Origin of the sequence: Rhizobium sp. NZLR1b (assembly GCF_019685155.1) — a bacterium.
Taxonomy (GTDB): domain Bacteria; phylum Pseudomonadota; class Alphaproteobacteria; order Rhizobiales; family Rhizobiaceae; genus Rhizobium.
On the sequence record NZ_JABDWC010000010.1, the window covers coordinates 43,061 to 68,437 of the forward strand.

Annotated in this window: 23 protein-coding genes; 8 read left to right on the plus strand and 15 right to left on the minus strand. The window is 60.9% G+C overall.

What is annotated here, in order from left to right; translation table 11 throughout:
* Nucleotides 1–33 precede the first annotated feature (33 nt).
* Nucleotides 34–2,118 carry a bifunctional diguanylate cyclase/phosphodiesterase gene (locus tag HJB84_RS16365; RefSeq protein WP_221116374.1) on the minus strand — a complete coding sequence of 695 codons (2,085 nt, stop codon included), beginning with the start codon at nt 2,116–2,118 and terminating at the stop codon, nt 34–36.
* Between the two features lie 231 nt (nt 2,119–2,349).
* Between HJB84_RS16365 and HJB84_RS16370 the strand changes: the two genes are divergently transcribed.
* The gene (locus tag HJB84_RS16370; protein WP_207581657.1) at nt 2,350–2,613 is read left to right on the plus strand and encodes a hypothetical protein; all 264 of its coding nucleotides are present in this window, start codon (nt 2,350–2,352) and stop codon (nt 2,611–2,613) included.
* 79 nt (nt 2,614–2,692) lie between these two features.
* Here HJB84_RS16370 and serA read toward each other — a convergent pair whose 3' ends face one another.
* The 13 genes from serA to ybgC all read right to left on the minus strand — a co-directional run bounded on the left by serA (nt 2,693) and on the right by ybgC (nt 18,280).
* Complete coding sequence (serA, locus tag HJB84_RS16375; protein WP_221116375.1) at nt 2,693–4,288, minus strand: phosphoglycerate dehydrogenase; 1,596 nt, start codon at nt 4,286–4,288, stop codon at nt 2,693–2,695.
* Between the two features lie 83 nt (nt 4,289–4,371).
* Nucleotides 4,372–5,550: a phosphoserine transaminase gene (locus HJB84_RS16380; RefSeq protein ID WP_221116376.1), complete on the minus strand. Its 1,179-nt coding sequence runs from the start codon at nt 5,548–5,550 to the stop codon at nt 4,372–4,374.
* Nucleotides 5,551–5,733: 183 nt separating this feature from the next.
* Entirely contained in the window at nt 5,734–6,570 is an 837-nt protein-coding gene (locus HJB84_RS16385; RefSeq protein WP_207581660.1) for an outer membrane protein, read from the minus strand.
* A 283-nt stretch (nt 6,571–6,853) separates the two neighbouring features.
* On the minus strand, nt 6,854–8,206 hold the full coding sequence (glmM, locus tag HJB84_RS16390; protein WP_221116377.1) for a phosphoglucosamine mutase: 1,353 nt from the start codon (nt 8,204–8,206) through the stop codon (nt 6,854–6,856).
* 243 nt (nt 8,207–8,449) lie between these two features.
* Nucleotides 8,450–10,378 carry an ATP-dependent zinc metalloprotease FtsH gene (gene ftsH / locus HJB84_RS16395; RefSeq protein WP_207581661.1) on the minus strand — a complete coding sequence of 643 codons (1,929 nt, stop codon included), beginning with the start codon at nt 10,376–10,378 and terminating at the stop codon, nt 8,450–8,452.
* 97 nt (nt 10,379–10,475) lie between these two features.
* Nucleotides 10,476–11,843, minus strand: coding sequence for a tRNA lysidine(34) synthetase TilS (gene tilS / locus HJB84_RS16400; protein ID WP_221116378.1), 1,368 nt, complete (start codon nt 11,841–11,843; stop codon nt 10,476–10,478).
* Nucleotides 11,844–11,854: 11 nt separating this feature from the next.
* The gene (ybgF, locus tag HJB84_RS16405; RefSeq protein ID WP_221116379.1) at nt 11,855–12,838 is read right to left on the minus strand and encodes a tol-pal system protein YbgF; all 984 of its coding nucleotides are present in this window, start codon (nt 12,836–12,838) and stop codon (nt 11,855–11,857) included.
* Nucleotides 12,839–12,997: 159 nt separating this feature from the next.
* Nucleotides 12,998–13,531, minus strand: a complete 534-nt coding sequence (pal, locus tag HJB84_RS16410; RefSeq protein WP_221116380.1) for a peptidoglycan-associated lipoprotein Pal — start codon at nt 13,529–13,531, stop codon at nt 12,998–13,000.
* A 152-nt stretch (nt 13,532–13,683) separates the two neighbouring features.
* Complete coding sequence (gene tolB / locus HJB84_RS16415; RefSeq protein WP_207581665.1) at nt 13,684–14,991, minus strand: Tol-Pal system beta propeller repeat protein TolB; 1,308 nt, start codon at nt 14,989–14,991, stop codon at nt 13,684–13,686.
* A gap of 109 nt (nt 14,992–15,100) precedes the next feature.
* Nucleotides 15,101–16,246 carry a hypothetical protein gene (locus tag HJB84_RS16420; protein ID WP_221116381.1) on the minus strand — a complete coding sequence of 382 codons (1,146 nt, stop codon included), beginning with the start codon at nt 16,244–16,246 and terminating at the stop codon, nt 15,101–15,103.
* An 8-nt stretch (nt 16,247–16,254) separates the two neighbouring features.
* Nucleotides 16,255–16,710, minus strand: a complete 456-nt coding sequence (tolR, locus tag HJB84_RS16425; RefSeq protein WP_207581667.1) for a protein TolR — start codon at nt 16,708–16,710, stop codon at nt 16,255–16,257.
* An 18-nt stretch (nt 16,711–16,728) separates the two neighbouring features.
* The gene (tolQ, locus tag HJB84_RS16430) at nt 16,729–17,448 is read right to left on the minus strand and encodes a protein TolQ (RefSeq protein WP_221116382.1); all 720 of its coding nucleotides are present in this window, start codon (nt 17,446–17,448) and stop codon (nt 16,729–16,731) included.
* 376 nt (nt 17,449–17,824) lie between these two features.
* Nucleotides 17,825–18,280, minus strand: coding sequence for a tol-pal system-associated acyl-CoA thioesterase (gene ybgC / locus HJB84_RS16435; RefSeq protein ID WP_012758853.1), 456 nt, complete (start codon nt 18,278–18,280; stop codon nt 17,825–17,827).
* A 119-nt stretch (nt 18,281–18,399) separates the two neighbouring features.
* Between ybgC and HJB84_RS16440 the strand changes: the two genes are divergently transcribed.
* The 7 genes from HJB84_RS16440 to HJB84_RS16470 all read left to right on the plus strand — a co-directional run bounded on the left by HJB84_RS16440 (nt 18,400) and on the right by HJB84_RS16470 (nt 24,731).
* Nucleotides 18,400–19,620: an NAD-dependent epimerase/dehydratase family protein gene (locus tag HJB84_RS16440; protein WP_221116383.1), complete on the plus strand. Its 1,221-nt coding sequence runs from the start codon at nt 18,400–18,402 to the stop codon at nt 19,618–19,620.
* Nucleotides 19,621–19,628: 8 nt separating this feature from the next.
* Nucleotides 19,629–20,465, plus strand: coding sequence for a glycosyltransferase (locus HJB84_RS16445; RefSeq protein ID WP_221116384.1), 837 nt, complete (start codon nt 19,629–19,631; stop codon nt 20,463–20,465).
* Nucleotides 20,462–21,379, plus strand: coding sequence for an NAD(P)-dependent oxidoreductase (locus HJB84_RS16450; RefSeq protein ID WP_221116385.1), 918 nt, complete (start codon nt 20,462–20,464; stop codon nt 21,377–21,379). Before HJB84_RS16445 ends, HJB84_RS16450 begins: the two co-directional genes overlap by 4 nt.
* Nucleotides 21,380–21,425: 46 nt before the next feature.
* Nucleotides 21,426–22,124, plus strand: a complete 699-nt coding sequence (locus tag HJB84_RS16455; RefSeq protein WP_207581671.1) for a hypothetical protein — start codon at nt 21,426–21,428, stop codon at nt 22,122–22,124.
* Nucleotides 22,125–22,240: 116 nt separating this feature from the next.
* Complete coding sequence (locus tag HJB84_RS16460) at nt 22,241–22,828, plus strand: 5-formyltetrahydrofolate cyclo-ligase (RefSeq protein WP_221116386.1); 588 nt, start codon at nt 22,241–22,243, stop codon at nt 22,826–22,828.
* Between the two features lie 3 nt (nt 22,829–22,831).
* Nucleotides 22,832–23,656, plus strand: coding sequence for a TIGR00282 family metallophosphoesterase (locus HJB84_RS16465; protein WP_164008083.1), 825 nt, complete (start codon nt 22,832–22,834; stop codon nt 23,654–23,656).
* A gap of 229 nt (nt 23,657–23,885) precedes the next feature.
* Nucleotides 23,886–24,731: an MBL fold metallo-hydrolase gene (locus tag HJB84_RS16470; protein WP_207581673.1), complete on the plus strand. Its 846-nt coding sequence runs from the start codon at nt 23,886–23,888 to the stop codon at nt 24,729–24,731.
* A 48-nt stretch (nt 24,732–24,779) separates the two neighbouring features.
* Here the strand turns inward: HJB84_RS16470 and HJB84_RS16475 are convergent, their stop codons facing one another.
* Complete coding sequence (locus HJB84_RS16475) at nt 24,780–25,283, minus strand: pyridoxamine 5'-phosphate oxidase family protein (RefSeq protein ID WP_207581674.1); 504 nt, start codon at nt 25,281–25,283, stop codon at nt 24,780–24,782.
* Nucleotides 25,284–25,377 lie beyond the last annotated feature (94 nt).

A 25,377-nucleotide genomic window follows, 5' to 3' on the forward strand; every position in this document is an offset into this window, starting at 1 on the left:
AATGTCGCGGCGTCATCGAAGCCTGCTTGGAAATCATGAACGTGACGAAGCGGCCCTCAGCGCGCGGCCGTGGATCAGCACCTCGGCGTCGTGCTGCGGCATCGGCCGGCCCAACAGATAACCCTGCACCTCACTGAAACCTTCGGCGCGCAGTTTCTGCAACTGCTCTTCCGTCTCGATCCCTTCGGCCAGCGTCGTCGCGTTGAAGCCGGAACCGATACCGACGACGGCGCGGACGATGGCGAGATTACCGGCATCCGTCTCAATGCCCGAAACGAAGCTGCGGTCGAGCTTGATCTTGTCGAACGGAAACGACCTGAGATAGCTCAGCGACGAATAACCGGTGCCGAAATCGTCGATGGCGATGCGTACGCCAAGCTCTTTCAGTGCGCGCAGCAGCGGCAGGCTTTGATCGGCATCAGCCAGGAACACGGACTCGGTGATTTCGATTTCAAGCCGGTCGGCATTGAGGCCCGTTTCGTTGAGCGCCGCGACCACTGTCGAAAGCAGGCTTGCATGTCGAAACTGGCTGACGGAGAGATTGACGGCGATCCTCAAATGGGTCGGCCAGCCGGCTGCCGCGCGGCAGGCTTCCCGGATCACCCAGTCGCCGATCGGCACGATGAGGCCGGTCTCCTCGGCGATCGGAATGAATTCCATCGGCGCAACCAACCCACGCTTGGGGTGGCGCCAGCGGATCAGTGCCTCGAAGCCGGCGATGTCGTCATTGTCGAGCTGTACGATCGGCTGGTAGTACAGCTCGAACTGGCGCTTCTCCAGCGCCTCCCACAGCTCGGCGGTCATCATATGCCGGCGCTCGGCGGCAAGCCGCATCTCCGTCTCGTAGAAACGATAGGTCGAACGCCCGTTCTCCTTGGCGGCATAGAGCGCCAGATCCGCGTGTCGCATCAGCACGTCTGCATCGCGGGCATGAGCGGGCGCCAGGGCGATACCGACGCTACAGGTGACATGCTCCCGGACGCCATCGAGATCGAAGGCGCCGGCAAGCGTCTGCAACAGCCCTTGCGCGAAACGCCCGGCCCGCTCCGGTTCGCCGAACTCCAGCACGATGGCGAATTCATCGCCGCCGAGACGGGCGACAAGATCGCCCTCCTCAGCCAGCCGCAGCAGCCGCTCCGACACTTGGCAAAGCAGCGCGTCGCCGGCGGCATGTCCCTTGCTGTCGTTGATAAGCTTGAAATGATCGACGTCGATATAGAGCAGCGCGATCGGGCTGTCGGCGGTCGCTTCGACCGCGCGCTGGCTGATATGATTGGAAAAGGCTGCCCGGTTCGGCAGGCCGGTCAGGGAATCATGCATGGCAAGATGGGCAAGCTTTGCCTCGACGGCGCGCTCCTCCGTCACGTCCTGCGAGATGCCGAGCAGGTAGCGCGGTGCACGGCCCTCCGGCGTCGGCAAGGCGCGTTTGACGGTGCGCAGGATGCGTGGCACGCCATCGGCGCGCAGCATAGTCTCCTCGAAGCTGATCGTCGTATCGGCGTCGAAGGCCCGGCGATCCTGCTCGCGAAAGGCATCTGTCTGACCGGCGGGAAACAGCGCCCGGTCGGTTCGGCCGACCACCTCCTGCGCCCTCATGCCGACAATTTCACCGCAGGCCTCGTTGAAAAGAAGGTAAAGCCCGTCCGCTTCCATGTCCTTGACAAAAACGCCGACCGGCAAGTTGTCGACGATGCTGTCGAGAAGCGAGCGCGTATCGCTGATCTGACGTCTGGCTGCGTTGACCTCGGTGCGGTCCTGCACGATCGCCAGGATCGCGGCTCGGCCCTCGAAACGCACTTCGCGGCCATAGGTCAGCACGTCAAAGGTCTCGCCGCTCGCCTTGAGGTGAGCCCAACGCTCTGCCTTTTCCATGTCGGTACGGCCATTGACGGCGTCGATCATCCGCTCCCGCTCATGCTGGGGGCGGATATCGAGCACCGTCATGTGCCGGTACTCGTCTGCGCCGTAGCCGTAGAGTGCTGCCGCCGCCTCGTTGACGCTGAGAAAATGCAGCGATATCGGATCGTAGACCCACATCGGCGACGGATGCGTTGCAAACAATGACCGGAAGTCGTCGTTCAGTACTTCGATCTGCTCGGTCTTCTGCAAGGGGGCCATGGAATTCGCACGCGGTTGATGCCGATGCCAAGCGCATACCAGGAAAAGTTAAATAAAATCAGAATCATACTAGACTTAAACTTTGGGCTTCCGCCTGCAGCATGTGCAAAGCCGAGGGTTTACCATCGCGGTTTCCGCCTTCGATAAACTTACTTGAATGAACCGGAACAATTCCGCCGATCGTGCGTTGCAGATGATCTAAGTTGCAATTGCGTTGCTGAGGAGGATTTCATGGGCAGGTTGGGCGCAACGACGGATTACAGCAGGATCAGACATTGGATCGAAGAACGCGGCGGCCATCCCGCCCGTATCAAGAACGCACCGGACAGCGAAACCGTCCGCGTCGATTTTTCCTCGGAATCGCAGGAAGAAATTTCCTGGGACGAATTCTTCCAGGGTTTTGACGGCAGCCGGCTCGCTTTCCTTCATCGCACCAAGGCTGAAGACGATGCCGCCCGTCTCGGCAGGATCGTCCGCCGTCGCCGGTACCACTAAGCCTCATCCGTTCCTGATAAGGAAAACCCGGCGCGATTTATGCGCCGGGTTTTCCGTGTCTTGCCTTGGGAGGGCGAACTCAGTCGATGTTGAAGGTGAGCAGCTTTGCCTGGCGGATCGCCTGGTTGGCCGTCAACTGCGCAAGCACGGCGTCTTCAACCTTGCCATCGACATAGAGCAGCGCGATGGCGTCACCGCCCTGCTTGTCACGCCCGAGCTGGAAGTTTGCGATGTTGACGCCGGCACCGCCAAGCGTCGTGCCGATGAAGCCGATCATGCCGGGGACGTCGGTATTGGTGATATAGATCATGTGCGAGCCGACATCGGCATCGAGGTTGATGCCCTTGATCTGGATGAACCGCGGCTTGCCATCCGAAAACACGGTGCCGGCGACCGAACGCGTCATGCTTTCGGTCGTCACCGTCAGCTTGATATAGCCATCGAAGACACCGGTCTTGTCGCGCTTGACCTCGGAAAGCACGACGCCTTTTTCCTTGACCATGATTGGCGCCGAAACCATGTTGACGTCGGCGACCTGTGGGCGGATGAGACCGGCAAGCACCGCACTCGTCAGCGCCCGTGTGTTCATGTTGGCGGTGATGCCGTCGTAGAGGATCTCGATTTCCTTGATCGGCTCTTCGGTGACTTGCCCGACGAAGGCGCCGAGAACGTCGGCAAGGCGGATGAAGGGCTTCAGGATCGGCGCTTCCTCAGCGGTGATCGACGGCATGTTGATGGCGTTGGAGACCGCACCCTTGACGAGGTAATCCGCCATCTGTTCGGCCACCTGCAGGGCGACGTTTTCCTGAGCCTCGGTCGTCGAGGCGCCGAGATGTGGCGTGCAGACGACGTTCGGCAGGCCGAAGAGCGGGCTTTCCTTGGCGGGCTCGACCTCGAACACGTCGAAGGCGGCACCGGCGACATGGCCGGACTTGATGGCTTCGGCAAGCGCTGCTTCATCGACCAGGCCGCCACGGGCGCAGTTGATGATACGCACCCCCGGCTTAGTCTTTGCCAGCGCTTCCTTGTTGAGGATGCCGCGCGTCTTGTCGGTCATCGGCACATGCAGCGTGATGAAGTCGGCGCGGGCGAAAAGCTCCTCCAGCTCGACCTTGGTGACGCCCATCTCCTCGGCGCGCTCCTTGGAGAGGAACGGGTCATAGGCGACGACATGCATCTTCAGGCCGATGGCACGGGCGCAGACGATCGAGCCGATATTGCCGGCACCGATGACGCCGAGCGTCTTGCCGGTGATCTCGACGCCCATGAACTTCGACTTTTCCCATTTGCCGGCCTGCGTCGAGGTATCGGCTGCCGGAAGCTGGCGAGCGACGGCAAACATCAGCGCAATCGCGTGTTCGGCTGTCGTAATCGAGTTGCCGAAGGGCGTGTTCATGACGATGATGCCGCGGCGCGAGGCAGCCGGGATATCGACATTGTCGACGCCGATGCCAGCGCGGCCGACGACCTTGAGGTTCGTCGCCCCCTGGATGATCTTTTCCGTCACCTTGGTGGCGGAGCGGATGGCCAGACCATCATACTTGCCGATGACTTCGAGCAGACGGTCCTTATCCTTGCCGAGCTGCGGTTCGAAATCGACTTCGACGCCGCGGTCGCGGAAGATCTGGACGGCGGTTTCCGACAATTCGTCGGATACGAGAACGCGAGGTGCCATTGTGGCCTCCTTCAAAAGTGTTCAGCGATGGATGAAATTAGAATGCTGGGCTCCGCCCTGGGGCGGAGCCGGATGCGATCACGTCAGGCGGCAGCCTGGCCGAGCTGCGCCTTCTGCGTTTCGAAGGCCCAGGAAAGCCAGGGCATCAGCTTCTGCATGTCGGATGCCTCGATCGTAGCGCCGGCCCAGATACGCAGGCCGGACGGCGCGTCGCGGTAATGGCCGACGTCATAGGCGACGCCTTCCTTTTCGAGCAGGCCGACCAGCCCCTTGGCGAAATTCGCCTGACCGTCGTCGTCGAGCGCTGCGATATCCTTGTCGACGATCTTCAGGCAGACCGAGGTGTTGGAGGCCGTTTCCGCCTTGACGGCGAGATTGGCAATCCAGTCGTTTGCCGCGACGAAGTCATGAATGACCTTGGCATTGGCATCGGCGCGCGCAATCAGTGCCTTGAGGCCGCCAAGGCCCTTGGCCCAGACAAGCGCGTCGATATAGTCCTCGACGCAGAGCATCGACGGCGTGTTGATCGTTTCGCCCTGGAAGATGCCTTCGGTCAGCTTGCCGCCAGAGGTCATGCGGAAGATCTTCGGCAGCGGCCATGCCGGCGTATAGGCGACCAGACGCTCGACGGCGCGCGGCGAAAGGATGATGACGCCGTGGGCGCCCTCGCCGCCCAGAACCTTCTGCCAGGAGAAGGTGACGACATCGAGCTTGGCGAAATCGAGTTCCTGCGCGAAAGCGGCCGAAGTGGCGTCGCAGATCGTCAGGCCCTTGCGGTCGGCAGAGATGAAATCGGCGTTAGGCACGCGCACGCCCGAAGTAGTGCCGTTCCAGGTGAAGACCACATCGCGATCGAAATCGACGGCGGAGAGATCGGGAAGCTCGCCGTAACCAGCCTCGAGCTTGCGCACGTCCTTGAGCTTCAGCTGCTTGACGACATCGGTGACCCAGCCGGCGCCGAAGCTTTCCCAGGTGAGCATGTCGACGCCGCGTTCGCCGAGCAGCGACCAGAGCGCCATTTCGACGGCACCCGTATCGGACGCCGGAACGATGCCGATGCGGTAATCCGCCGGCACGTCGAGAATTTCACGGGTAAGGTCGATGGCCTGCTTGAGCTTGGCCTTGCCGACCTTCGCGCGATGCGAACGGCCAAGAGCCGCGTCGGAAAGGGCGTCGAGCGACCAACCGGGGCGCTTCGAGCAAGGGCCAGACGAAAAATGAGTATTGTGCGGACGGATGTCCGGCTTTGCGGTCTTCGCCATGATGCTATCCTCTCAGATAGAAAGCCCTTCGTTGGGGAAGGGTGTCCCGCCGCCGTGTCTATGGGTAGCAGGCGTCATAGTCAAGATAGAAGTGTCGCAGAGAGAGGATATTTTGACGCAGACACGCTTGACGCAGCAAAAAGCCGCCCGGATGGGCGGCTCTCTGATCTAGGCGAATTGCGCTTACTTGTAGACCGCCGGCTGCAGCGGGATTTCCGGCGGAGGTTCATAGCTCGCCTGGGCGCAGCCGCCGAACAGATAGCGGGCGCCGACGCGGGCTTCGTGGACGCTGAGACCCTTGTCGCGGCCGGGGCCGCCGTTTTCGGCATAACCGAACATGTTGCCGCCGTCGATATGCAGGTAGCGGTAGCCGACATCGGCCTTGACGTTGCAGGTGACGTCGATCGAGGCGCCGGCCATGAGAGCGTAGGTGAAGCGCCAGTTGCCCTTGCCGCCATGGGTGACCTGGTCGTCGCAGAAGCTGCCGTCATCGGCGCAGGCGACGTTACGCAGGTTCTTCCACTTCACATAGGAACCGCCGATACCGGCACCGACATAAGGCGTGACGTAACCATAGGTGCCAAGATCGACGTAAGCGTTGGCGAGCAGCGTGTAGGCAGTCAGCGAAGAGCGGTCGCTGGAAGTGCAATCCACCAAGGGGAAGCCGCACTGCCCGACCGTCGAGCCCTTGAAATCAGCCTGCGTCAGATAGTCGAACGTCAGATCGGTGCGCAGATAGCTGTTGATCTGATAACCGACACCGCCGCCGACCGTCCATGCATCGTCCAGGTCGGCACGGTCGAAATCGACCTCGCTGGCATTGCTGCCCTGGAAATAGCGTGCTCCGCGCAGATCGGTGAAGGCATAACCGACATCGCCGCGCAGATACCAGCCGGTCGCTTCGCTGACCGTCACTTCGGGCGGCTGTTCCGGGATAGGCTCGGCAGGGGCGAGGTCGGCGGAATAGGCGTTTGTCGCGATCAATAATGCGGCGAAGATGCCGGACAAGCTTCTTTTCATGGATCCCACTCCAAAATTCGTTGAGTCGGCAGGCTCAAGTCGCTGCCAAACCGATACGCTTCGGATGGATAATGAATGGGAAACGTTAAAAGCTACTTAACCACGATTATTTACCGGAGATCTTGAAGCTTCCGGTAGAGGAAACATGGATTGCCGCAGTAAAAGTCTCTGAAGTGATCTGACGAGACGATTTGGCTGGGTTGCGCACTCGTCGCCCATTCTCCGAGCATCGGCCCAACCATGTCGCCAAGCTTGCCGTCGAGCCCGATATGTCCACAAAGAATCAGGCGGCGGTTCGAACGTTCGAGATCGTGCCGATCAGCTCGTTGACGATGCGCTCGATCTGAGCGCGGTCGTCGCCCTCGGCCATGACGCGGATCAGTGGCTCGGTGCCCGAGGGGCGAATGACGAGGCGGCCGTTTTTGGCGAGTTCGGCTTCGGCATCGGCGATCGCCTTCTGCACCTGGATATCCTCCAGCGGCTTGCCGCCGCTGATGCGGACATTGCGCAGGAGCTGCGGCACCGGCTCGAAGCGGCGGCAGACCTCGCTGACGGTCCGGCCGGTGCGCTTGACCGCGGCCAGGATCTGCAGCGCTGCGACCAGACCATCACCCGTCGTACCGTAGTCCGAAAGCACGATGTGGCCCGACTGCTCGCCGCCGACATTGTAATTGTGCTGGCGCATATGCTCGACGACGTAACGATCGCCGACCCGCGTGCGGGCAAGCGCCATACCGCGCTCGTCGAGGAAGCGCTCGAGGCCGAGATTGGACATCACCGTGGCGACGATGCCGTTGCCGCGCAGTTGGTGGCTCTCGGCCCAGCTCTCGGCGATGACGGCCATCAGTTGGTCGCCGTCGACGATCGAACCGTTTTCGTCGACGATGATGACGCGGTCCGCATCGCCGTCGAGCGCGATGCCGATATCGGCGCGCACCTCGTCGACCTTCTTCTGCAGAGCGACCGGGCTGGTGGAGCCACAATTGAGATTGATGTTGGTGCCGTTCGGCTCGTTGCCGATGGTGACGACCTCGGCACCGAGCTCCCAGAGCACGGCGGGCGCCACCTTGTAGGCAGCACCATTGGCACAGTCGATCGCGATCCTCAGGCCCTGCAGCGTCACGTCGCGTGGCAGCGTGCGCTTGGCATGTTCGATATAGCGGTCATGCACGCCGTCGACGCGCTTGGCGCGGCCGATATCGTCGGATTTGGCGAGCTGGGCGTTCAGGTCCTTTTCCAGCAGGTCCTCGATCTCGGCTTCGAGGTCGTCGGAAAGCTTGTAACCATCCGGACCGAAGAGCTTGATGCCGTTATCCTCGTAAGGATTGTGCGAGGCCGAGATCATCACGCCGATATCGCAGCGCAGCGAGCGCGTCAGCATGGCGACGGCCGGTGTCGGAATCGGGCCGAGAATAAAGGCATCGAGACCGGCAGCCGTGAAGCCCGCGACCATGGCGTTCTCAAGCATATAACCGGAAAGACGCGTATCCTTGCCGATGACGACACGGTGGCGATGGTTGCCGCGGCGGAAGATCGTGCCGGCGGCAATGCCGACCCGCATAGCGAGATCTGGCGTCATCGGGAAGACGTTGGATTGGCCACGAATGCCGTCCGTACCGAAATAGCGTCTTTTCATCTGCACTCCTGCGTTTTTCCGCGCGCCAGTCAAGGCAGCGCACCGTTCCAAGCGAATCCGGCTTCCATGGAATGTCGTTCATTCAGGAGCGTGATTCACGCTTGCCTCAATTCAGCGGAATGCCACAAAATGAGGCTATCAGCACGTAAATTAGCAAGAAAAATGATTATATCCCGTTACCAATGGAAAAGGCCGGGTCTCCCGTTTGGGAAATCCGGCCTTGTTCAAGATGGTGCTAGCCGCTCAATGCGGCTGCGGTTCAAGGCCGCCTTCGGGCTCATCACCCTTGGTGGCAGGCCGTGCGCCGGCCTTCGGAACAGCCGAGCGGCTTGGCGGTGAATCATCGCCAAGATCGCGAGACGGCTTCTCACCGCGGATCAACGCTTTGATTTCTTCGCCGGTCAGCGTCTCGTATTCGAGCAGACCTTCGGCAAGAGCAACGAATTCGTCGTGCTTTTCTGTTAGGATCGTACGGGCCTGGGTATAGGCTTCGTCGATTAGGCGGCGCACTTCATTGTCGATCTTCTGCGCGGTTGCTTCCGAAACGTTCTTCGACTGCGAAACCGAGTGGCCGAGGAAGACTTCCTGCTGGTTCTCGCCATAAGCGACCTGACCGAGCTGGTCAGAGAATCCCCATTGCGTGACCATCGCGCGGGCAAGCTTGGTCGCCTGTTCGATGTCGGAGGAGGCACCTGACGTGATGTTCTCCTTGCCGAAGGTAAGCTCTTCGGCGACGCGGCCACCCATCATGATGCAAAGACGCGAAACCATCCACTTGTAGCTCATCGAGTAGCGGTCGCCCTCGGGAAGCTGCATGACCATGCCGAGTGCACGGCCGCGCGGAATGATCGTCGCCTTGTGCAGCGGATCGGCGACCGCGACATTGAGCGCGGTAATGGCGTGTCCGGCCTCATGGTAAGCGGTGAGCTTCTTCTCCGCCTCGGTCATTGCCGAGGAACGGCGCTCGGCGCCCATCATGATCTTGTCCTTGGCGTCTTCGAATTCCTGCATGGTGACGACGCGCTTGTTGCGGCGGGCGGCCATGAGTGCGGCTTCGTTGACGAGGTTCATCAGGTCGGCGCCGGAAAACCCGGGCGTGCCGCGGGCAAGAATCTTGAGATCGACATTGGGTGCCAACGGAACGTTGCGGGCATGTACCTTGAGGATGCGCTCGCGACCGACGATGTCTGGGTTCGGCACGACGACCTGACGGTCGAAACGGCCGGGACGCAGCAGCGCCGGGTCGAGGACGTCAGGGCGGTTGGTGGCGGCAATCAGGATCACGCCTTCATTTGCCTCGAAGCCGTCCATCTCGACCAGCAGCTGGTTGAGCGTCTGCTCGCGTTCGTCATTGCCGCCGCCGAGACCGGCGCCGCGATGACGGCCGACGGCATCGATTTCGTCGATGAAGATGATGCAGGGCGCATTCTTCTTCGCCTGCTCGAACATGTCTCGTACACGGCTGGCGCCGACGCCGACGAACATTTCGACGAAGTCGGAACCTGAAATGGTGAAGAACGGCACGTTGGCTTCGCCGGCAACCGAGCGGGCGAGCAGCGTCTTACCGGTGCCCGGAGGACCGACGAGCAGCACGCCGCGCGGGATCTTGCCGCCGAGACGCTGGAACTTCTGCGGATCGCGCAGGAATTCGACGATTTCCTCGAGATCCTGCTTGGCTTCGTCGACACCGGCGACGTCGTCGAAGGTCACACGGCCATGCGCTTCGGTGAGCAGTTTGGCCTTCGACTTGCCGAAGCCCATCGCGCCGCGCGAGCCGCCCTGCATCTGCCGCATGAAGAACAGCCAGACGCCGAGAATCAGAAGCATCGGCAAAAGCGTGCCGAGATAGCTGAGGAAACCCGATGAACCGTCCGTTTCAGGACGGGCCGAAACCAGGACGTTCTTAGACTGCAGGCGATCAAGCAAGCTGTCGTCGATTACGGGCGAATAGGTCTGGAAGGTGGTGCCATTTTCAACATAGCTTCCGGAGAGACGGTTCCCCGTGACCACGACTTCCTTCACGCGGCCCGCATCGACCTCACGCAGAAACTGCGAATAAGGGATTTCGCGGGAGCCCGTCTGCGCCGGCGCCGTCTGGAACATACTGAAAAGGGCGATCAGCAGAAGCGCTATGATCGCCCACAAGGCGAAATTACGTAAGTTAGGGTTCATTGAACTCCCCAGCACTGGAACAGCCGCCTCATGGCGACCGTCTTATTCGCTTCTAACATAGGGTTGCGCCGTGCGATTGCCAAGGCGATCCCCCAGGTCAGATGGTTTTTCCGTCAATACTTCTTAAAGGCGGCCTCGGATAGGGCGCCGTTACGAAAACCGCCGAAAGCCTATCGGCAAAGATGAAATCAAATCGTGTCAAAAAGCGGTCGAACGGTGCGAAATAGGGCGTGAGGTCGACCATGCGGGCATATTCCTGAGATAAAAGCGCTCCTTCGGCGGATAAAGCCGGTGCTGAGGCTATGGCGCGGTTCCATGCCGCCTTGGGAAGGTGCTCAAAATGATGTTCCCTCATTCCTGTCCTCGGGCTTGACCCGAGGGACAGGAATGAGGGGGAGTGTGATGCGGCCTCGACGACGATTGGTCTGGCCACTCCGTTGCGCACAAAAAACCTCCCATCCCAAACACCCGCCTCTCCCGGCCGCAACACCAGCGGCAAAATCCCCCGGCTTTCGCGTGTGAGATAAAGCCCGTCACGCCTGAGATCGAACACCACCCTGCCGGCGGTCATCCGTGCCGGCTGGCTGCCGGTGGCAAATGCAAGGATACGCTCCATATGCGCCCTCCCCGGGGCAAACGGCTGCCCGCCGAAAACGCCTGTCAGACGGCCGAGCGCATAGTCGAGGACTGCCCGATCCCGCCGCAACCCGTCAGGCATCACCTGCCCGAGCAGGCCGCCGTGAAGCCTGAAATGACGGTCCAGCCATTCCGCGGCCTTGGCCGAAAGCGCCAGTCGCTCTTCCCAGGCCCTGCGGATATTTTTCTCCGGACCCGCACCGGCCGACAGCTGCCGGCGGATTCGCACGCGCTCGTACTTCACATCCTCATTGCTCGGATCGTCGATCCACGGCACGCCCCGCTCTTTCAGGAAAGAGCGGATATCCGCCCGGCTGGAAAAGAGAAGCGGCCGCAGGACCCAAAAATGCCGGTTGAAGAGCACCGCATCGGCAATGCCGGTCGAGGCCTGGTCCGTTCGCATGCCGCGCATGGCAAGTGTTTCGCGCTGATCGCCGAGCGTATGGGCGGTAACGATGAGATCGGCGCCAAGCGCTGCCGCCGCTTCGGCCAGAAGGCTGTAACGTGCCTCGCGGGCCGCGGCCATGATGCCGGTTCTCGGCTTGTCGCCCTGCCAGGTCGCGATGGTGTGGGGAATGCCGCGCGAAGTGCAGAGGGCTGCGACTGCATGCGCCTCGTCTTCGGAGCCGGCGCGCAATGCATGGTCGACGGTCGCAGCGCACAGGGAAATTTTGAGATGAGGCGCGGCCTTCACGGCTTCGTCGAGGAGGAGAAGCAGGCCGGTGGAATCACTGCCGCCCGATATCGCGACGAGAATGCGTGCGGGGCTTTGAAGCGAGGTGAGAAACTGGAGGATCGCCTCTTGCGGCGATCGGGCTTCCGGAGACATGCCGGAAGACCTTAGCAGGCGAGGCGCTTCTGTTCGCTCGCAACCTTGCTTATGACGGCGCGCGAAGCCTTGGGATAACGCTTCGAGACTTCGCGCAGCGTCGCACAGGCCGTCTCGGTATTGTCGAGCGCAGCAAGCGACATGCCGAGCTTCAACAGCATTTCAGGCGCCTTTTCTGACGTGCCGTATTTCTGGTGCGCATTGAGGAAGGTTTTGGCCGCCTCATTGTACTTGCCCTGCGAATAGAGCGCTTCGCCAAGCCAGAAATTGGCGTCCGCCGCCCGCGCACTGCTCGGGTAGCGGGTGATGTACTGGGTGAATTCCTGTTCGGCCGTGCTGTAATCGCCGGACAAGACGTGACCATAGGCCGACTTGTACTGGTCCGCTTCACCACCGAGCGAAGCGGTCTGCTGCGGATTAGCGGTATTGGGAACCGGGCCGGAGCCGATTCCCGCATTTTCATCGACAGTTCCGCCGATCGCATTGCCCTTCTGATCGAAATCGATCGAGCCGAGCTCCTTCGGCGGTTGGCCGAGGCGGCTATTGGCAGGCACGTTGGTGGAGGGAGCCGTTTCGGCTCCCTGCGGTGCTTGGATCACCTTGGCGATGTCATCGCCGCCGGAGGCTGCCGGAGCGACATCGGTCTCGCTCTTCTTGACAGGAGCCTTGGCACCGCCGCCGCTGGCACCCGTCTTTTCCAACTGCTGGAAGCGGAATTCATTGTCTTCCTGCTGCTTGCGGATCGTCTCCTGCATCTGCAACAGCTGGAAGCTCATCTCCTCGATCCGGCCGTTTAGCTGTCGCAGCTGCTCTTCGAGCTGCTGCACGCGGACCTCGGCATCGCCGCTCTGCACCTTGATGACGGGCGGTGCCGGCTGGTTTTCCGCGGATCGGCCGCCAAGATGCAGCCCGAACAACGAGGCCGAATAGGCCGTCCGCTCGCTCCCGGTCACGGCCGCGAGGCACAGCATGCCTGCCACGACAAGTTTCTTCATATGTATCGTCCTGTCCCAGTGATTCTTCGCGCCTCGATGACACGAACAGGAGATTTTTCCAATTGCTGTCAAAAAGCAACGGAGTCTGGCCAAAGTGTGGTCAAAAAGAAAAGGCGGCCCCTGATGGGACCGCCTTCCGAAAGCGAACTAAGTCGGCAATTACATGCCGGCGCCGCCGAGAACCGTGACTGCGCGGCGGTTCTGTGACCAGCAGGAAATATCGTCGCAGACGGCAACCGGACGTTCCTTACCGTAGGAGATCGTCTTCAGGCGCTGCGCCGGAACGCCGCGCGAAGCGAGATAATCCTTGGCGGCAGCCGCACGGCGGGCACCGAGTGCGAGGTTATATTCGCGTGTACCGCGTTCGTCGGCATGGCCTTCGACGGTGATCTGGTAGTTCGGGTAGCGGCCGAGCCACTGGGCCTGACGGTCGAGCGTCTGCGAAGCATCGGCGCGGATCGACGAGGAGTCGGTATCGAAGAAGATGCGGTCGCCGACATTGACCGTGAAGTCCTGGGCAGAGCCCGGCGTTGCAGCGCCACCCGCGCCACCACCGAGGCCAATATCGCCGGGGCTGTTCGGCGGCTTCTTGGCGCAGCTCGCGAGCGCGAGACCGGCGATAAGCGCGATCATGACGGGATTGCGGGCGAAATTCTGCATGCGGCTCATTGCCGGGGTATGAATTCGGCTCATGGCCGGTCTCCTTGCGGGTTCATCAGGGTTTCCGGACAGTAACCGCACTCGGTTAACCGCCCCTCAAAAATTATGGTTAACGAATTACTGATTTGTCCCTTGGTCGCTCGATTCCATGACTTTGGGACGACATGAAGGCAGAAGCGCATTGCCTACTCCATAAGCGGCGACCAAGCGGGGTCGGAACCGTAGCTCGGCGTCTTCACAAGCTGCTCGTTGTAACCGGTCAGATCGATCGAATAGAGCTGCGGACCACCTGCGCCTGCCGCCTGGCGGAAGAACATCAGCACGCGGCCGTTCGGCGCCCAGGTCGGGCCCTCATTGTGGAAGCCGGTCGTCAGAATACGCTCGCCGGAACCATCCGGTTTCATCACGCCGATTGAGAACTTGCCGCCGGCCTGCTTGGTGAAGGCGATGAGATCGCCGCGCGGCGACCAGACCGGCGTCGAATAGGAACCGTCACCGAAGGAAATGCGGGTCTGGCCCGAGCCATCGGCATTCATCACATAGATCTGCGGTTTTCCGCCGCGGTCGCTTTCGAAGCTGACGCGCGCGCCGTCAGGCGAATAGGACGGCGAAGTGTCGATCGCAGCCGTCGAGGTCAGGCGCGTCGTCGTGCGCGAGCGCAGGTCCATTGTATAGATGTTGGAATTGGCGTCCTGCTGCAGGCTCATGATCACCTTTTGGCCATCCGGCGAAAAGCGCGGCGAGAAGGTCATGCCGGGAAAATTGCCGACGACCTCACGCTGCCCGGTTTCCAGCTGCAGCAGATAGACCCGCGGCTGCTGGTTGGCAAAGGACATGTAGGTGACTTCCTGCCGGCTCGGCGAGAAGCGCGGCGTCAGCACGAGATCGCTGCCATCCGTCAGCATACGCACGTTGAAGCCGTCCTGATCCATGATCGCCAGCTGGCGTTTGCGCTGCTGCTTGGTGCCGGATTCGGAGACGAAGACGACGCGGGTATCGAAATAACCTTCTTCCCCGGTGATCTGCTTGTAGATCGCGTCGGCGATGATGTGAGCCACGCGGCGCCAGTTCTCCGGCTGCGTATAGAACTGCTGACCGGTCATCTGCTGCCCGGCGAACGGGTCCCAGAGCCGGAATTCGGCGCGAAGACGGCCATCCGCTTCCTTGGTAACCCGGCCGGTGACCAGCGCCTGTGCATTGATGACCTTCCAGTCCTCGAAGCGCGGCGAAGCGTCGGGATTAGAAATCTTCTCGATGAAGGCGGTTTTGTTGATGGGTGCGAAGAGACCGGACCGCTGCAAGTCGGCGGCGATCACCTGCGATACCTGCGCGCCCATATCGCCCTGGAAGTCGGTCACCGCGATCGGCAACGGCTGAACGTTACCTTTTCGAAGATCGAGGGTAAGCACCGCGTTCGCCGGAGTCGTAAAGGCTGCGACCCCAAACAGGCCTGCAATGACCATCAGAGCGCGGATGAGGGAACACTTGACCATATCAAATAAGCCTTTCAGCACTTCAGGAATTCAGTTTGCTAGTAGGACAGTGCAAGATAACTTCCTTCCAAGCATTGTATTTATCTTTGGAAGCTCGGCTCCTAGGCATCTAGATTCCCAGGCTGCTCGCATCGAAGTTAAGAACGACCTCATTCCAAGCTTCATATTTGTCCATCGGAAGAGTCGAAGAAAACGAGGGAGCCGATTTCATCACGGCACGGTAAGCAGCGCTTTCCAGCGCACGACGCGTCGAATCGCTGCTGCTCCCACCAGACGATTCTATCTCCGGCTCACCAATGATGTTGCCGTCTCTGCCCAGCTTGAAATGCACCGTAACAACCAAGCCGGAAAGGCCTTCCATTCCGGGCGTGACAAGCCAATTGCCCTCGATCAAGCTGCGCATCGCATCTTCTTCGCTCTGGCTGAGTTTCGAGCCGCCGTTGCTCTTCTTCGCGCCCAGCGATGCTTCCTGCGTCGAGCGCTTGGCGCCCCCGGCAGAAGGATCGGTCTTGTTCAGCAAGATCGAAATCTGGTCGGCATTGAAGTCGCTCTTCATCGATGAAGCGGACTTCGCTGTTTCCTGTTTCTTGTCCGCCTTCTTCTTGTCGGTCGGCGTGTCGGCGGTTTTCGGCTGGTCCGGGGTCTTTTCCGGCGGCTTTTCGGCCGGCTTCTGCGGTTCCGGCGGCTTCACCTGCGGCTTGGCGACAGGTGTCGGCACATTGTCCGGCAGCGCCTCGGCATCGGGCTTCGGCGGCTCCTCCGGCTTGGCCTGCTCTTCCGGCGGTTTTTCCTCGGGCTTCGGCGGCGTCATTTCGACGGGCTTCGGCGGCGGAATGGAAGCGACCTCCTTCGGCTGTTCGACCTCCGTTTCCTCCTTGACGATATCCTTGACATCATTCGGCTTTGGATCGGTTTTCGGCATCGGCTTGTCGCTCGAATTCGCCGCGGCAGCCTCGCTATTGCTGGGCTTGGCGTTCGGAACGGGCGGCGTCTTCAGGTCGACATTGTTGTCGCCGGCGTTCTCGGCCGGCTGCGCGATCGGCGGACGTGTCGTCGGCACGGGTGCGGAAGTCTCCTTCTTCGGAGCCTTCTTGTCGCCTTGCTGCATCTGGGTAATGGATTCCACCGGCACCAGATCGACCGGCATCGCCTCGAAATCCTCCACCTTGAAGGATTCCGGCGCGCTGAGCGACACCATCGCCCAGGTAAGCACCAGGCAGTGCAGAACAGCAGATGTGACGACGCTGGTCTTCATCTTGAACGCTATTGGTCCTTCTTCTGCTGCGTCACGAGGCCGATATTCTTGAAGCCTGCGCCCTGAATACGGGCCATGACGTCGGCGATGACGCCGTAAGGCGCTGTCGCGTCGCCGCGCACGAAGATCCGTTCGTTGTAACCAGTGGTGGCGATCGCCTCGAGCTTGGCGGCGATCTCGGCGGCCGGAATCGCCGTTTCCTGCAGGAACACTTCGCCGTCGTTCTTGACGGAGATGGTGATCGGCTGCGTCTCGGAATTCAGCGCCTTGGCCTGCGTCTCCGGCAGGTCGATCGGCACGCCAACGGTCATCATCGGTGCCGCGACCATGAAGATGATCAAAAGCACGAGCATGACGTCGACGAGCGGCGTCACGTTGATCTCGGAGATTACGGCCCTGTTCCGACCGCCGCGACGGCGGCGTCTGCCGCCCCCGCCGTCATTGCCTCCAACAGCCATACCCATGTCAGTATACTCCGTTGGTTACTGAGCGGCAGCGCGCGGCTGTAGCTTCTCGTCGATCTGGCGCGAAAGTATGGCGGAGAATTCATCCGCGAAACCTTCCATGCGGCCCGAGAGCTTGCCGGCATCGGCAGAGAACTTGTTGTAGGCGATAACCGCCGGAATAGCGGCGACGAGACCGATCGCGGTGGCAAGCAGCGCTTCGGCGATACCGGGTGCGACAACCGCAAGGTTGGTCGACTTCGAACCTGCGATCGCCTGGAACGAGGTCATGATGCCGACGACCGTGCCGAAGAGACCGATGAACGGGCCGGCCGAACCGATCGTTGCCAGCGATCCAAGGCGGGCGCCGAGAAATTCGGTCTCACGGGCAAGCGTCACGTCCATCGCCCGGTCGATACGCATCTGCAGGCCGATCGGTGAGCGGGCGCCGCGTTCGAAGGATTTCTTCCATTCCCGCATGGCCGCAACGAAAATCGATGCCAGCCCGGTATTGTTGCGCTCCGACAGCGAGCGATAGAGTTCTTCCAGCGACTGGCCCGACCAGAACACCTGTTCGAATTTGTCGAACTGGCGCCGTGCGCGGCCATAGGCCAGGTATTTGTCGATAACGATCGCCCAGGTCCACACCGAGGCTGCGATAAGCCCGAGCATGACGAGCTTGACGACGATTCCGGCCTGCATGAAAAGCGACCAGAGGCTGACGTCCGTCGTTGCTGCTGCCAATCCTACTTGTTCCATTGATCCAAAATCCCCGAATCCAAACGCCCGGTGCTGGACCGGGCGGCACAAATTGATCTCGCAAGAAGTGTCCGGTGGCCGCCGCCCAAAGCCCTGGTCAAGCTTCCAAGCTCATCTTCCGCCTTCTTGCCGTCAAATTTGGTCAAAGGAAGGCGTGCACCGCACAAACTCCGACTTTCCCAGTAAGACACTATTATGGTTAATAGATCGTTAGTGCCGGACTGTGACAGCAAGCCTGTGTTTGGAAGATTTCATCCCATGGACTACTTGACCGGAGCAAGATCCGGCTGCCGAAAGAGCGCTCATCCTGCGGCGCGGGGAATTCCTTCACATAAAGATCAAGTTTTTACAAGCCCGAATTCCGGGCGATTCGCGGCTATAGCGGCGTGCTGCCTTCCAGGAATTTCACCGCCAGCGTTTCCGGCAGCCGCCGCGGCCGCCCTCTGGCGTTGATGACGGCGATGATCACCTTGGCGGCAATCAGCAGCGTCTCGCCGGATCGGATCTGCTGATTGAGCACCATCTTGGCGCCGCCGGCCTTTTCCGTGTGCGTCAGGATCGTCAGCACATCGTCCATGCGCGCCGGGCTCTTGAAGTCGATCTCCATGCGGTGGACGACGAAGACCAGGCCCTCCTCGTCGGCGCTGACGAGTTCGCGCTGCTCGACGCCGAGGCAACGCAGATAATCGGTGCGGCCACGCTCCAGGAAATGCAGATAGCGGGCGTGATAGACCAGGCCGGAGAAATCCGTATCTTCATAATAGACCCGCTGGACAAGGCGATGCCCGGCCTCGGTCAGCTCTCCCGAAATGGAAAAAGGGCGCTCCGTCATAATTTTCTCCAAACTGAGGTGCCCTCTTTGGCGCAACGCTTCCTGACAGGCAAGCATTGAATGATTGTCATAATTCCTAACTATTCCCGACATTGAGTGACCGATAAGGAGACGATGTGATGAAGATTGCGGTTATGGGCGGAGACGGTTTCATTGGCTGGCCAACGTCGCTGCATCTCTCCGATGCCGGACATGACATTCATATCCTCGACAATCTCTCACGCCGCTGGATCGACACGGAACTTGGCGTTCAGTCGCTGACACCGATGGATTCGATCCAGGAGCGCACCCGCATCTGGCATGTCGAAACCGGACGCCGCATCCACTTCAATCTGATCGATCTCGCCAAGGACTACGAACTGCTGAAGAACTGGCTTTCCGAACACCGTCCGGATGCCGTCATCCATTTTGCCGAGCAGCGGGCCGCACCCTATTCGATGAAGAGCGACCGCCATAAGAACTACACGGTCAACAACAATGTCAGCGCCACGCACAACCTGCTGAACGCGCTGACCGAGCTCAATCTCGATACCCATCTCATCCATCTCGGCACCATGGGCGTCTACGGCTACTCGACGGTCGGCGCTGCCATCCCAGAGGGCTACCTGCCGGTCGGCATCGAAACTCAAGGCGGCGAGACGGTGAGCCAGGAGATCCTCTATCCCTCCAACCCCGGCTCGATCTACCACATGACCAAGTGCCTGGATCAGCTTCTCTTCCAGTTCTATGCGAGGAATGATGGTCTCAGGATCACCGATCTGCACCAGGGCATCGTCTGGGGCACCCATACCGAACAGACGCGCCGCCACGCACAGCTCATCAACCGTTTCGACTACGACGGCGATTACGGCACGGTGCTGAACCGCTTCCTGATCCAGGCGGCGATCGGCTATCCGCTGACGGTACACGGCACCGGCGGCCAGACCCGCGCCTTCATCCACATCCAGGATTCGGTGCGCTGCATCGAGCTGGCGCTTGCGAACCCGCCGGCTCGCGGCGCGCGCGTTGAGATCTTCAACCAGATGACCGAAACCCACCGGGTGCGCGACCTCGCAGAGATGATCGCGGGGATCAGCGGCGCCGAGATCGCCTGGCTGCCCAACCCGCGCAAGGAAGCTGCCGAGAACGAGCTGATCGTCCGGAACGAAAAATTCCGCGATCTCGGCCTCGAACCGATCACGCTGGAAGCGGGCCTGCTCGGCGAGATCGTCGATGTCGCGAAGAAATTCGCCTATCGCGTCGACCGCTCGCGCGTGCCGGCCGTCTCCGCCTGGACCAAGGACATCGCCGCGACGATCAATCACGATCCCGAAGGCAAGCGGCTGAAGTCGGTATCATGAGCGGCGACATGACGAGCGCCAGCGAAAAACCAGCCCATTTCGCCTATATCACCCTCGTCACCAACGCCGACTACGCCATGGGCGCCACCGCCTTGGCGAATTCGCTGCGCCGCACCGACACCACCGCCGACATCGTCGTTCTCCACACCGGCGGCGTCGATGCCACCGCCCTCGTCCCGCTCAAAACCCTCGACTGCCGCCTGATCGAGGTCGAGCATTTGCCGCTGTCAGCTGCCTTCAACGAACGCCATGCCCGTGGCCAGCTCCATTCGGCGGCCCCCTTCACCAAGGGCCGCAAACCGGATTTTCATTCGCCGCTCGACAATTTCTGCAAGCTCAGGCTGTGGCAGCTTGTCGAATATGAGCGCTGCGTCTTCATCGATGCAGACGCCCTCGTACTGAAGAACGTCGACAGGCTCTTCCACTATCCGGAATTCTCCGCCGCCCCGAATGTCTATGAAAACCTCGCCGACTTTCGCCGCATGAATTCCGGCGTCTTCGTCGCCACGCCGTCGCACGACACATTCCGGCACATGCTCGAAAGGCTCGACACGGCAGACGTTTTCTGGCGGCGCACCGATCAGACGTTTCTCGAGACTTTCTTCCCGGATTGGCACGGCCTGCCTGTTTATTTCAACATGCTGCAATATGTATGGTTCACCATGCCCGAGCTTTGGGACTGGAAGAACATTTCGATCCTGCATTACCAATATGAAAAACCGTGGGAAAAGGATCATCCCAAGGCAGCGCGACTACAACCCTTGATCGATTTGTGGCACCGTTTCCACGATGACGGCGATGTGCCCGAGATCACGGCGCTGGATAATCCGGAAGGGGCAGCATGAAGGTACTGGTATCTGGCGGAACGGGTCTCGTCGGCCGGTATGTCGTCGAGGAGCTGCTGGCTGGCGGATATCAGGTGATCGTCGGAGGGCGCTGTGCGCCGCTGCCCCGCCTCTTCTCGCGCCCGGTCGATTTCGCACCGCTTTCGCTCGATCCCGACAAGGATCAGATCGGTGTTTTCGACGATGCCTATTTCTTCGTCCACGCCGCCTTGAGCCATGTTCCGGGCAAATATCGCGGCGGCGAGGGCGACGATCCGAAGAATTTCCACAGGCTGAACCTCGACGGCACCGTCCGGCTTTTCGAAGCCGCCAAACGCGCCGGCACACGCCGCTGCGTCTTCCTGTCCAGCCGCGCCGCCTATGGCGAACATCCCGAGGGAACCGAGCTGGCGGAAACCATGCTGGCCAAGCCCGAAACGCTCTACGGCCAGGTCAAGCTCGATGCCGAACGCGCGCTTGCCCACCTCTCCACGCCGGGTTTTGCCGGCGTGAGCCTGAGGGCGACCGGGATCTACGGCGATCTCTCGCCGAACAAATGGGACGGGCTTACCGCCGATTATCTCGCCGGCCGGGCGGTTGTTTCGCGTGTAGGAACGGAAGTTCACGGCCGCGACCTCGGGCGTGCGGTACGGCTGATGCTGGAGACGGAAAGCACCCGCATCTCCGGCGAGGTCTTCAACGTCTCGGACATATCAGTCGACACGCGCGATATTCTTTCGCCTATCCGGCGCGAGACCGGCTGTCGGCACGTGCTGCCGCCCCCCGCCGACAGGGTGGCGCTCAATCGCATGAGCACGGCGAAAATCCGCGCGCTCGGCTGGTTGCCGGGCGGAGCAACGCTGTTTGAAGAAACGATGCAACGGCTCGCCGCGGCCCTACGGGCGGCCCCAGAACACAGGTCCACGCAAGTCTGACGTTGCAGGATGCGCCGAATTGCAATCGGGCTGTCGGGGATTGTTCATGCAGGTCGCAACTACGTCTGCCTCCATCATCTTGCGCGGCACGCCTTCTGCTGCAGCAATGTCTGCCGCCGGAAACGAGACCGATCAGGGTGTGCTGAAGCTGCAGCGCAGCACCCAGACGCTGCAGCAGATGCGGCAGACCTTGGCGAATTCCGGGGACGAAGCCAAGACAAAGGCACAACGCAAGCTCGACGAGGCAAAGCAACAGCTGGAGATGCTGCGCAGCTCCAATATGCCGCCCGAGGTGGTCGCCCGTCTGGCCGCCGAACTGGCGCGCAAGGTCGGCACCGCCGCTTCAGAATTCGCATCGGCCGCCGCGACCGGCAGCCCTGCAGCAGTCGCTCCGGTGGACGCAACCACGGATGCAACAGCCGCCGCGACGAGCGGGACTGAGGCTGCACTGACGGATGTCTCAGAAAAAACCGCGACCGGATCGCAGGAACCGGTCGACGCCGCCCAGGCCCGCGAGGCCTATGAGAGCACCGCCGAGGACGCGCCAAAATCCTCGGGCATCTCGTCCGATGACCGAGAAACGATGGAAGCGTTCAAGGCGGTCGTGCGCGAACTCAGGCAATTGCTCGAAAAGGCGATGCACGACCTGCGGCAGCAGGACTGGCAGGGCGGGGCCAACGCCGTGCCTGATATGGCAGGCTTATCCACCGGCACCGCGACAATACCGACAAGCATCGTCATCTGACCTCCGGCCGCATCCCGCCGACAGGGCGTGAAACGGGCGCAGCACTGTCGCATCCGGCATTTGCATCGGACATCCAGGCGTCTATGCTCGGTCAATCTCTCATACCGGTAGATCGAATGACCGCTCAACAACTGAAAGCACAGCTGCGCAACGAACGGCTGTCCGCACGCGACGCCATCCCGGGCGAGAAACGCGCCTCCAAGAGTCTCGCAATGGCTGAACATGCAGGCGAAGCGGTTGGTTTTGCGCTGGGCACAATTGTCTCCGGCTTCCTGCCGATCCGTTCGGAAGCTGATCTCAGGCCGCTGATGGCGCGCTTTGCCGTGCGCGGTGCGCGGCTCTGCGTGCCGGCGATCCTCGATCGACAGACCATCGTCTTTCGCGAGTTGGCGGAGGGTGCGCCGCTTGTCGATACCGGTTTCGGCACGGTCGGCCCTGGCGCGGATGCCGCCATTCTTAATCCGGAAATCATGCTCGTGCCGCTTTCGGCCTTCGATGCCCGCGGCCACCGCATCGGTTACGGCGCCGGCCACTACGACCGCGCCATCAGCCGGCTGAGACAAAAAGGCCTGCATCCGAAGCTGATCGGCATTGCATTCGACTGCCAGGAAGTGGCACATGTGCCCGCTGAGCCGCACGACATAAGCCTGGATGCCATCCTGACAGAAAGCGGCCTTCGCTTTTTTGCCTCTTGGATTGGATAGGGAATGCGGCTGCTTTTTTTGGGTGACATGGTCGGCAAGACGGGACGCACGGCAGTCTGGGAGCGCCTTCCCGGCCTGATCTCCGACCTCAAGCTCGATTTCGTCGTCGTCAACGGCGAGAATGCCGCCGGCGGCTTCGGCATCACCGAGGACATCTTTCTGGAGACGATCAATGCCGGCGCCGATGTGGTGACGACGGGCAATCACGTTTGGGACCAGAAGGAAGCCGTGGCCTTTGCCGGGAGGCACGATCAATTTCTGCGGCCGGCCAACTATCCGCAAGGCACGCCCGGCCGCGGCTCCGGCCTGTTCTATGCCAGGAATGGCGCGCGCGTGCTCGTCGCCAACGTCATGGGCCGGGTCTTCATGCATCCGGAACTCGACGACCCGTTCAAATCGGCGGAAGTGATCCTCGCTGCCTGCCCGCTCAAGGAGCAGGCCGATGCGATCATCTTCGATTTTCATGCAGAGGCGACCAGCGAGAAGCAATGCTTCGGCCATTTCGTCGACGGCCGCGCCAGTTTCGTCGTCGGCACCCACACGCATGTGCCGACCGCCGACACACAGATCCTGAACGGCGGAACCGCCTATATGTCGGATGCCGGCATGTGCGGCGACTACGACTCTTCTCTCGGCATGGATAAGGAAGAGCCGCTCAACCGCTTCATCTCCAAGATGCCGAAGGGCCGCATGGAAGCCGCGAACGGCCCGGCGACGATCTGCGGCGTCGGCGTGGAGATTTCCGATAGAACCGGCCTGGCCGAAAAGATCGCGCCGCTTCGGCTCGGGCCGCGGCTGGCCGAGACGGTGCCGGAGTTCTGGCGCTAGAGCAATTCCAGCAAAAGTGAGCAACAGTTTTGCGTCCGGAACTGTGTTAAAACAAATAGATAGAGCATTTCCGTGGTTTGGAGAAAAACGGAAATGCTCTAAGCCCGCCGCCCCCGCGCCGATACGCAGACCCACACGCAATCGTGAGCATCCTAGTCTGGACCGCTGCGACCTCATGCCGCATCCTTCCGCCGCCAATTCAAAGTGATAGAGCGCCGGAGGGGGTGGCATGAAGCCGCAATATCTTGTCCTTGCTATCGCATGCCTTGCGGCCTTCGCCGCGCCAGGTCTTGCCGGGGCACAGGGTGAGCGACCGCCCGTCAGCCACTGCCAGGCGATCGCGCAGAACGTCCCGCAGGCAACCTTCGCAAGCTTTTCCGGCGCCACGCCGCTAACGCCTGCCGTCTCCGAGGGCGAAGACGTCAAATTCACCTTCCTCGGCCATTCCACCTTCGAGATAGACACGCCCGGCGGCATCGTCATCGCGACAGATTATAACGGCTGGTACAAGCCGGGAACGATGCCCGATGTCGTGACCATGAACAAGGCGCACACGAGCCACTTTACCTTGACGCCCGATCCTGAGATCAAGCATGTGCTGCATGGCTGGAGCGACGTTCCGGGCGAGAAGGCCAACATCAATCTCGTCATTGGCGATGCCTATATCCGCAATGTCCCGACGGATATCCGTTTCAGCTATGGCCTTGGCGGCTCGCAGGAAAACGGCAACTCCATCTTCATTTTCGAAATCGCCGGCCTTTGCATCGGCCATCTCGGCCACCTGCACTATGAACTGACGGATGCCCATTACACCGAGATCGGCCGCCTCGACATCGTCATGGTCCCGGTCGATGGTGGCCTGACCATGGGCGCCGACAGCATGAGCCGCGTCATCAAGCGGCTACGCTCGTCGTTGATTCTGCCGATGCACCGGCGCGGCCCGCCGGTCGAAGCCTTCGTGTCAATGTTCGGCAAGGATTTCGACGTCGTCAATGCGCCCGATGACAGTATCACCATCTCCATGCGCACCCTGCCGAAAAGGCCGCTGATCTATGTACTGAAGGGTGTGCAGTAAAAAGGCCCGGCGATTTTCCCCGGGCCTAAAGCGACACTCTTCAAATCATCAAGCGAACTGCAGGTGGCGCTTGATGCCGACATCCGGCATCTTGTCGTCGTCAAGATTGGCCTTGGCGATCTCCCAGCCGAATTTCAGCTTGTTGCCTGTGGAAACCCAGATCTCGGCATCGTCGACATGGAGGGAAAGCATGGTGAGCTTGGGGTCTTTCTTGCCGCCATCATACCAGGCCGCGACAATCGAAGTCCAATATTCCTCGATCTTGGAAGGGTCAGGGCGCACGTCGATCACACCGGCAAGGCAGGCGTGATAGTCGTGATCCTTGCCGATAACACAGAAATGCGCGCGGCTTCCCGGTTTTATGGCGCGCACGATGTCGGCATCGGTCTTGGTATAGAACCAGATCGTGTTGGTGGTGGGATCGGCATGCGGCGCCATCGGCTGCATGTGCATGTCCAGCCCGGAAATCCCGAGCATGCCGGCATGAACATCGTTGACCTGATCCCAGAGCTGACGTGCTGGCTGTTCCTGCGCATCGCTGAGACTTGCCATGACCGTTCCTTTCCGTTGGATGGAGTTCCTGAAACGTCATCCCCCCGCCTTTGTTCCAAACTGCTTTTTCCTTGAACGGGTACCGTTTCGCTCT

Excerpts from the sequence above, each read along its gene's own strand:
- serA (WP_221116375.1), bottom strand. The coding sequence starts at position 4,288 with ATGGCACCTCGCGTTCTCGTATCCGACGAATTGTCGGAAACCGCCGTC.
- HJB84_RS16465 (WP_164008083.1), top strand. The coding sequence starts at position 22,832 with ATGCGGCTGCTTTTTTTGGGTGACATGGTCGGCAAGACGGGACGCACG.
- HJB84_RS16440 (WP_221116383.1), top strand. The coding sequence starts at position 18,400 with ATGAAGATTGCGGTTATGGGCGGAGACGGTTTCATTGGCTGGCCAACG.
- HJB84_RS16365 (WP_221116374.1), bottom strand. The coding sequence starts at position 2,118 with ATGGCCCCCTTGCAGAAGACCGAGCAGATCGAAGTACTGAACGACGAC.
- HJB84_RS16380 (WP_221116376.1), bottom strand. The coding sequence starts at position 5,550 with ATGGCGAAGACCGCAAAGCCGGACATCCGTCCGCACAATACTCATTTT.
- ybgF (WP_221116379.1), bottom strand. The coding sequence starts at position 12,838 with ATGAAGAAACTTGTCGTGGCAGGCATGCTGTGCCTCGCGGCCGTGACC.
- HJB84_RS16385 (WP_207581660.1), bottom strand. The coding sequence starts at position 6,570 with ATGAAAAGAAGCTTGTCCGGCATCTTCGCCGCATTATTGATCGCGACA.
- HJB84_RS16420 (WP_221116381.1), bottom strand. The coding sequence starts at position 16,246 with ATGAAGACCAGCGTCGTCACATCTGCTGTTCTGCACTGCCTGGTGCTT.
- HJB84_RS16450 (WP_221116385.1), top strand. The coding sequence starts at position 20,462 with ATGAAGGTACTGGTATCTGGCGGAACGGGTCTCGTCGGCCGGTATGTC.
- HJB84_RS16460 (WP_221116386.1), top strand. The coding sequence starts at position 22,241 with ATGACCGCTCAACAACTGAAAGCACAGCTGCGCAACGAACGGCTGTCC.
- HJB84_RS16475 (WP_207581674.1), bottom strand. The coding sequence starts at position 25,283 with ATGGCAAGTCTCAGCGATGCGCAGGAACAGCCAGCACGTCAGCTCTGG.
- HJB84_RS16455 (WP_207581671.1), top strand. The coding sequence starts at position 21,426 with ATGCAGGTCGCAACTACGTCTGCCTCCATCATCTTGCGCGGCACGCCT.
- tolB (WP_207581665.1), bottom strand. The coding sequence starts at position 14,991 with ATGGTCAAGTGTTCCCTCATCCGCGCTCTGATGGTCATTGCAGGCCTG.
- pal (WP_221116380.1), bottom strand. The coding sequence starts at position 13,531 with ATGAGCCGAATTCATACCCCGGCAATGAGCCGCATGCAGAATTTCGCC.
- HJB84_RS16470 (WP_207581673.1), top strand. The coding sequence starts at position 23,886 with ATGAAGCCGCAATATCTTGTCCTTGCTATCGCATGCCTTGCGGCCTTC.
- tilS (WP_221116378.1), bottom strand. The coding sequence starts at position 11,843 with ATGTCTCCGGAAGCCCGATCGCCGCAAGAGGCGATCCTCCAGTTTCTC.
- tolQ (WP_221116382.1), bottom strand. The coding sequence starts at position 17,448 with ATGGAACAAGTAGGATTGGCAGCAGCAACGACGGACGTCAGCCTCTGG.
- HJB84_RS16370 (WP_207581657.1), top strand. The coding sequence starts at position 2,350 with ATGGGCAGGTTGGGCGCAACGACGGATTACAGCAGGATCAGACATTGG.
- ftsH (WP_207581661.1), bottom strand. The coding sequence starts at position 10,378 with ATGAACCCTAACTTACGTAATTTCGCCTTGTGGGCGATCATAGCGCTT.
- ybgC (WP_012758853.1), bottom strand. The coding sequence starts at position 18,280 with ATGACGGAGCGCCCTTTTTCCATTTCGGGAGAGCTGACCGAGGCCGGG.
- tolR (WP_207581667.1), bottom strand. The coding sequence starts at position 16,710 with ATGGGTATGGCTGTTGGAGGCAATGACGGCGGGGGCGGCAGACGCCGC.
- HJB84_RS16445 (WP_221116384.1), top strand. The coding sequence starts at position 19,629 with ATGACGAGCGCCAGCGAAAAACCAGCCCATTTCGCCTATATCACCCTC.
- glmM (WP_221116377.1), bottom strand. The coding sequence starts at position 8,206 with ATGAAAAGACGCTATTTCGGTACGGACGGCATTCGTGGCCAATCCAAC.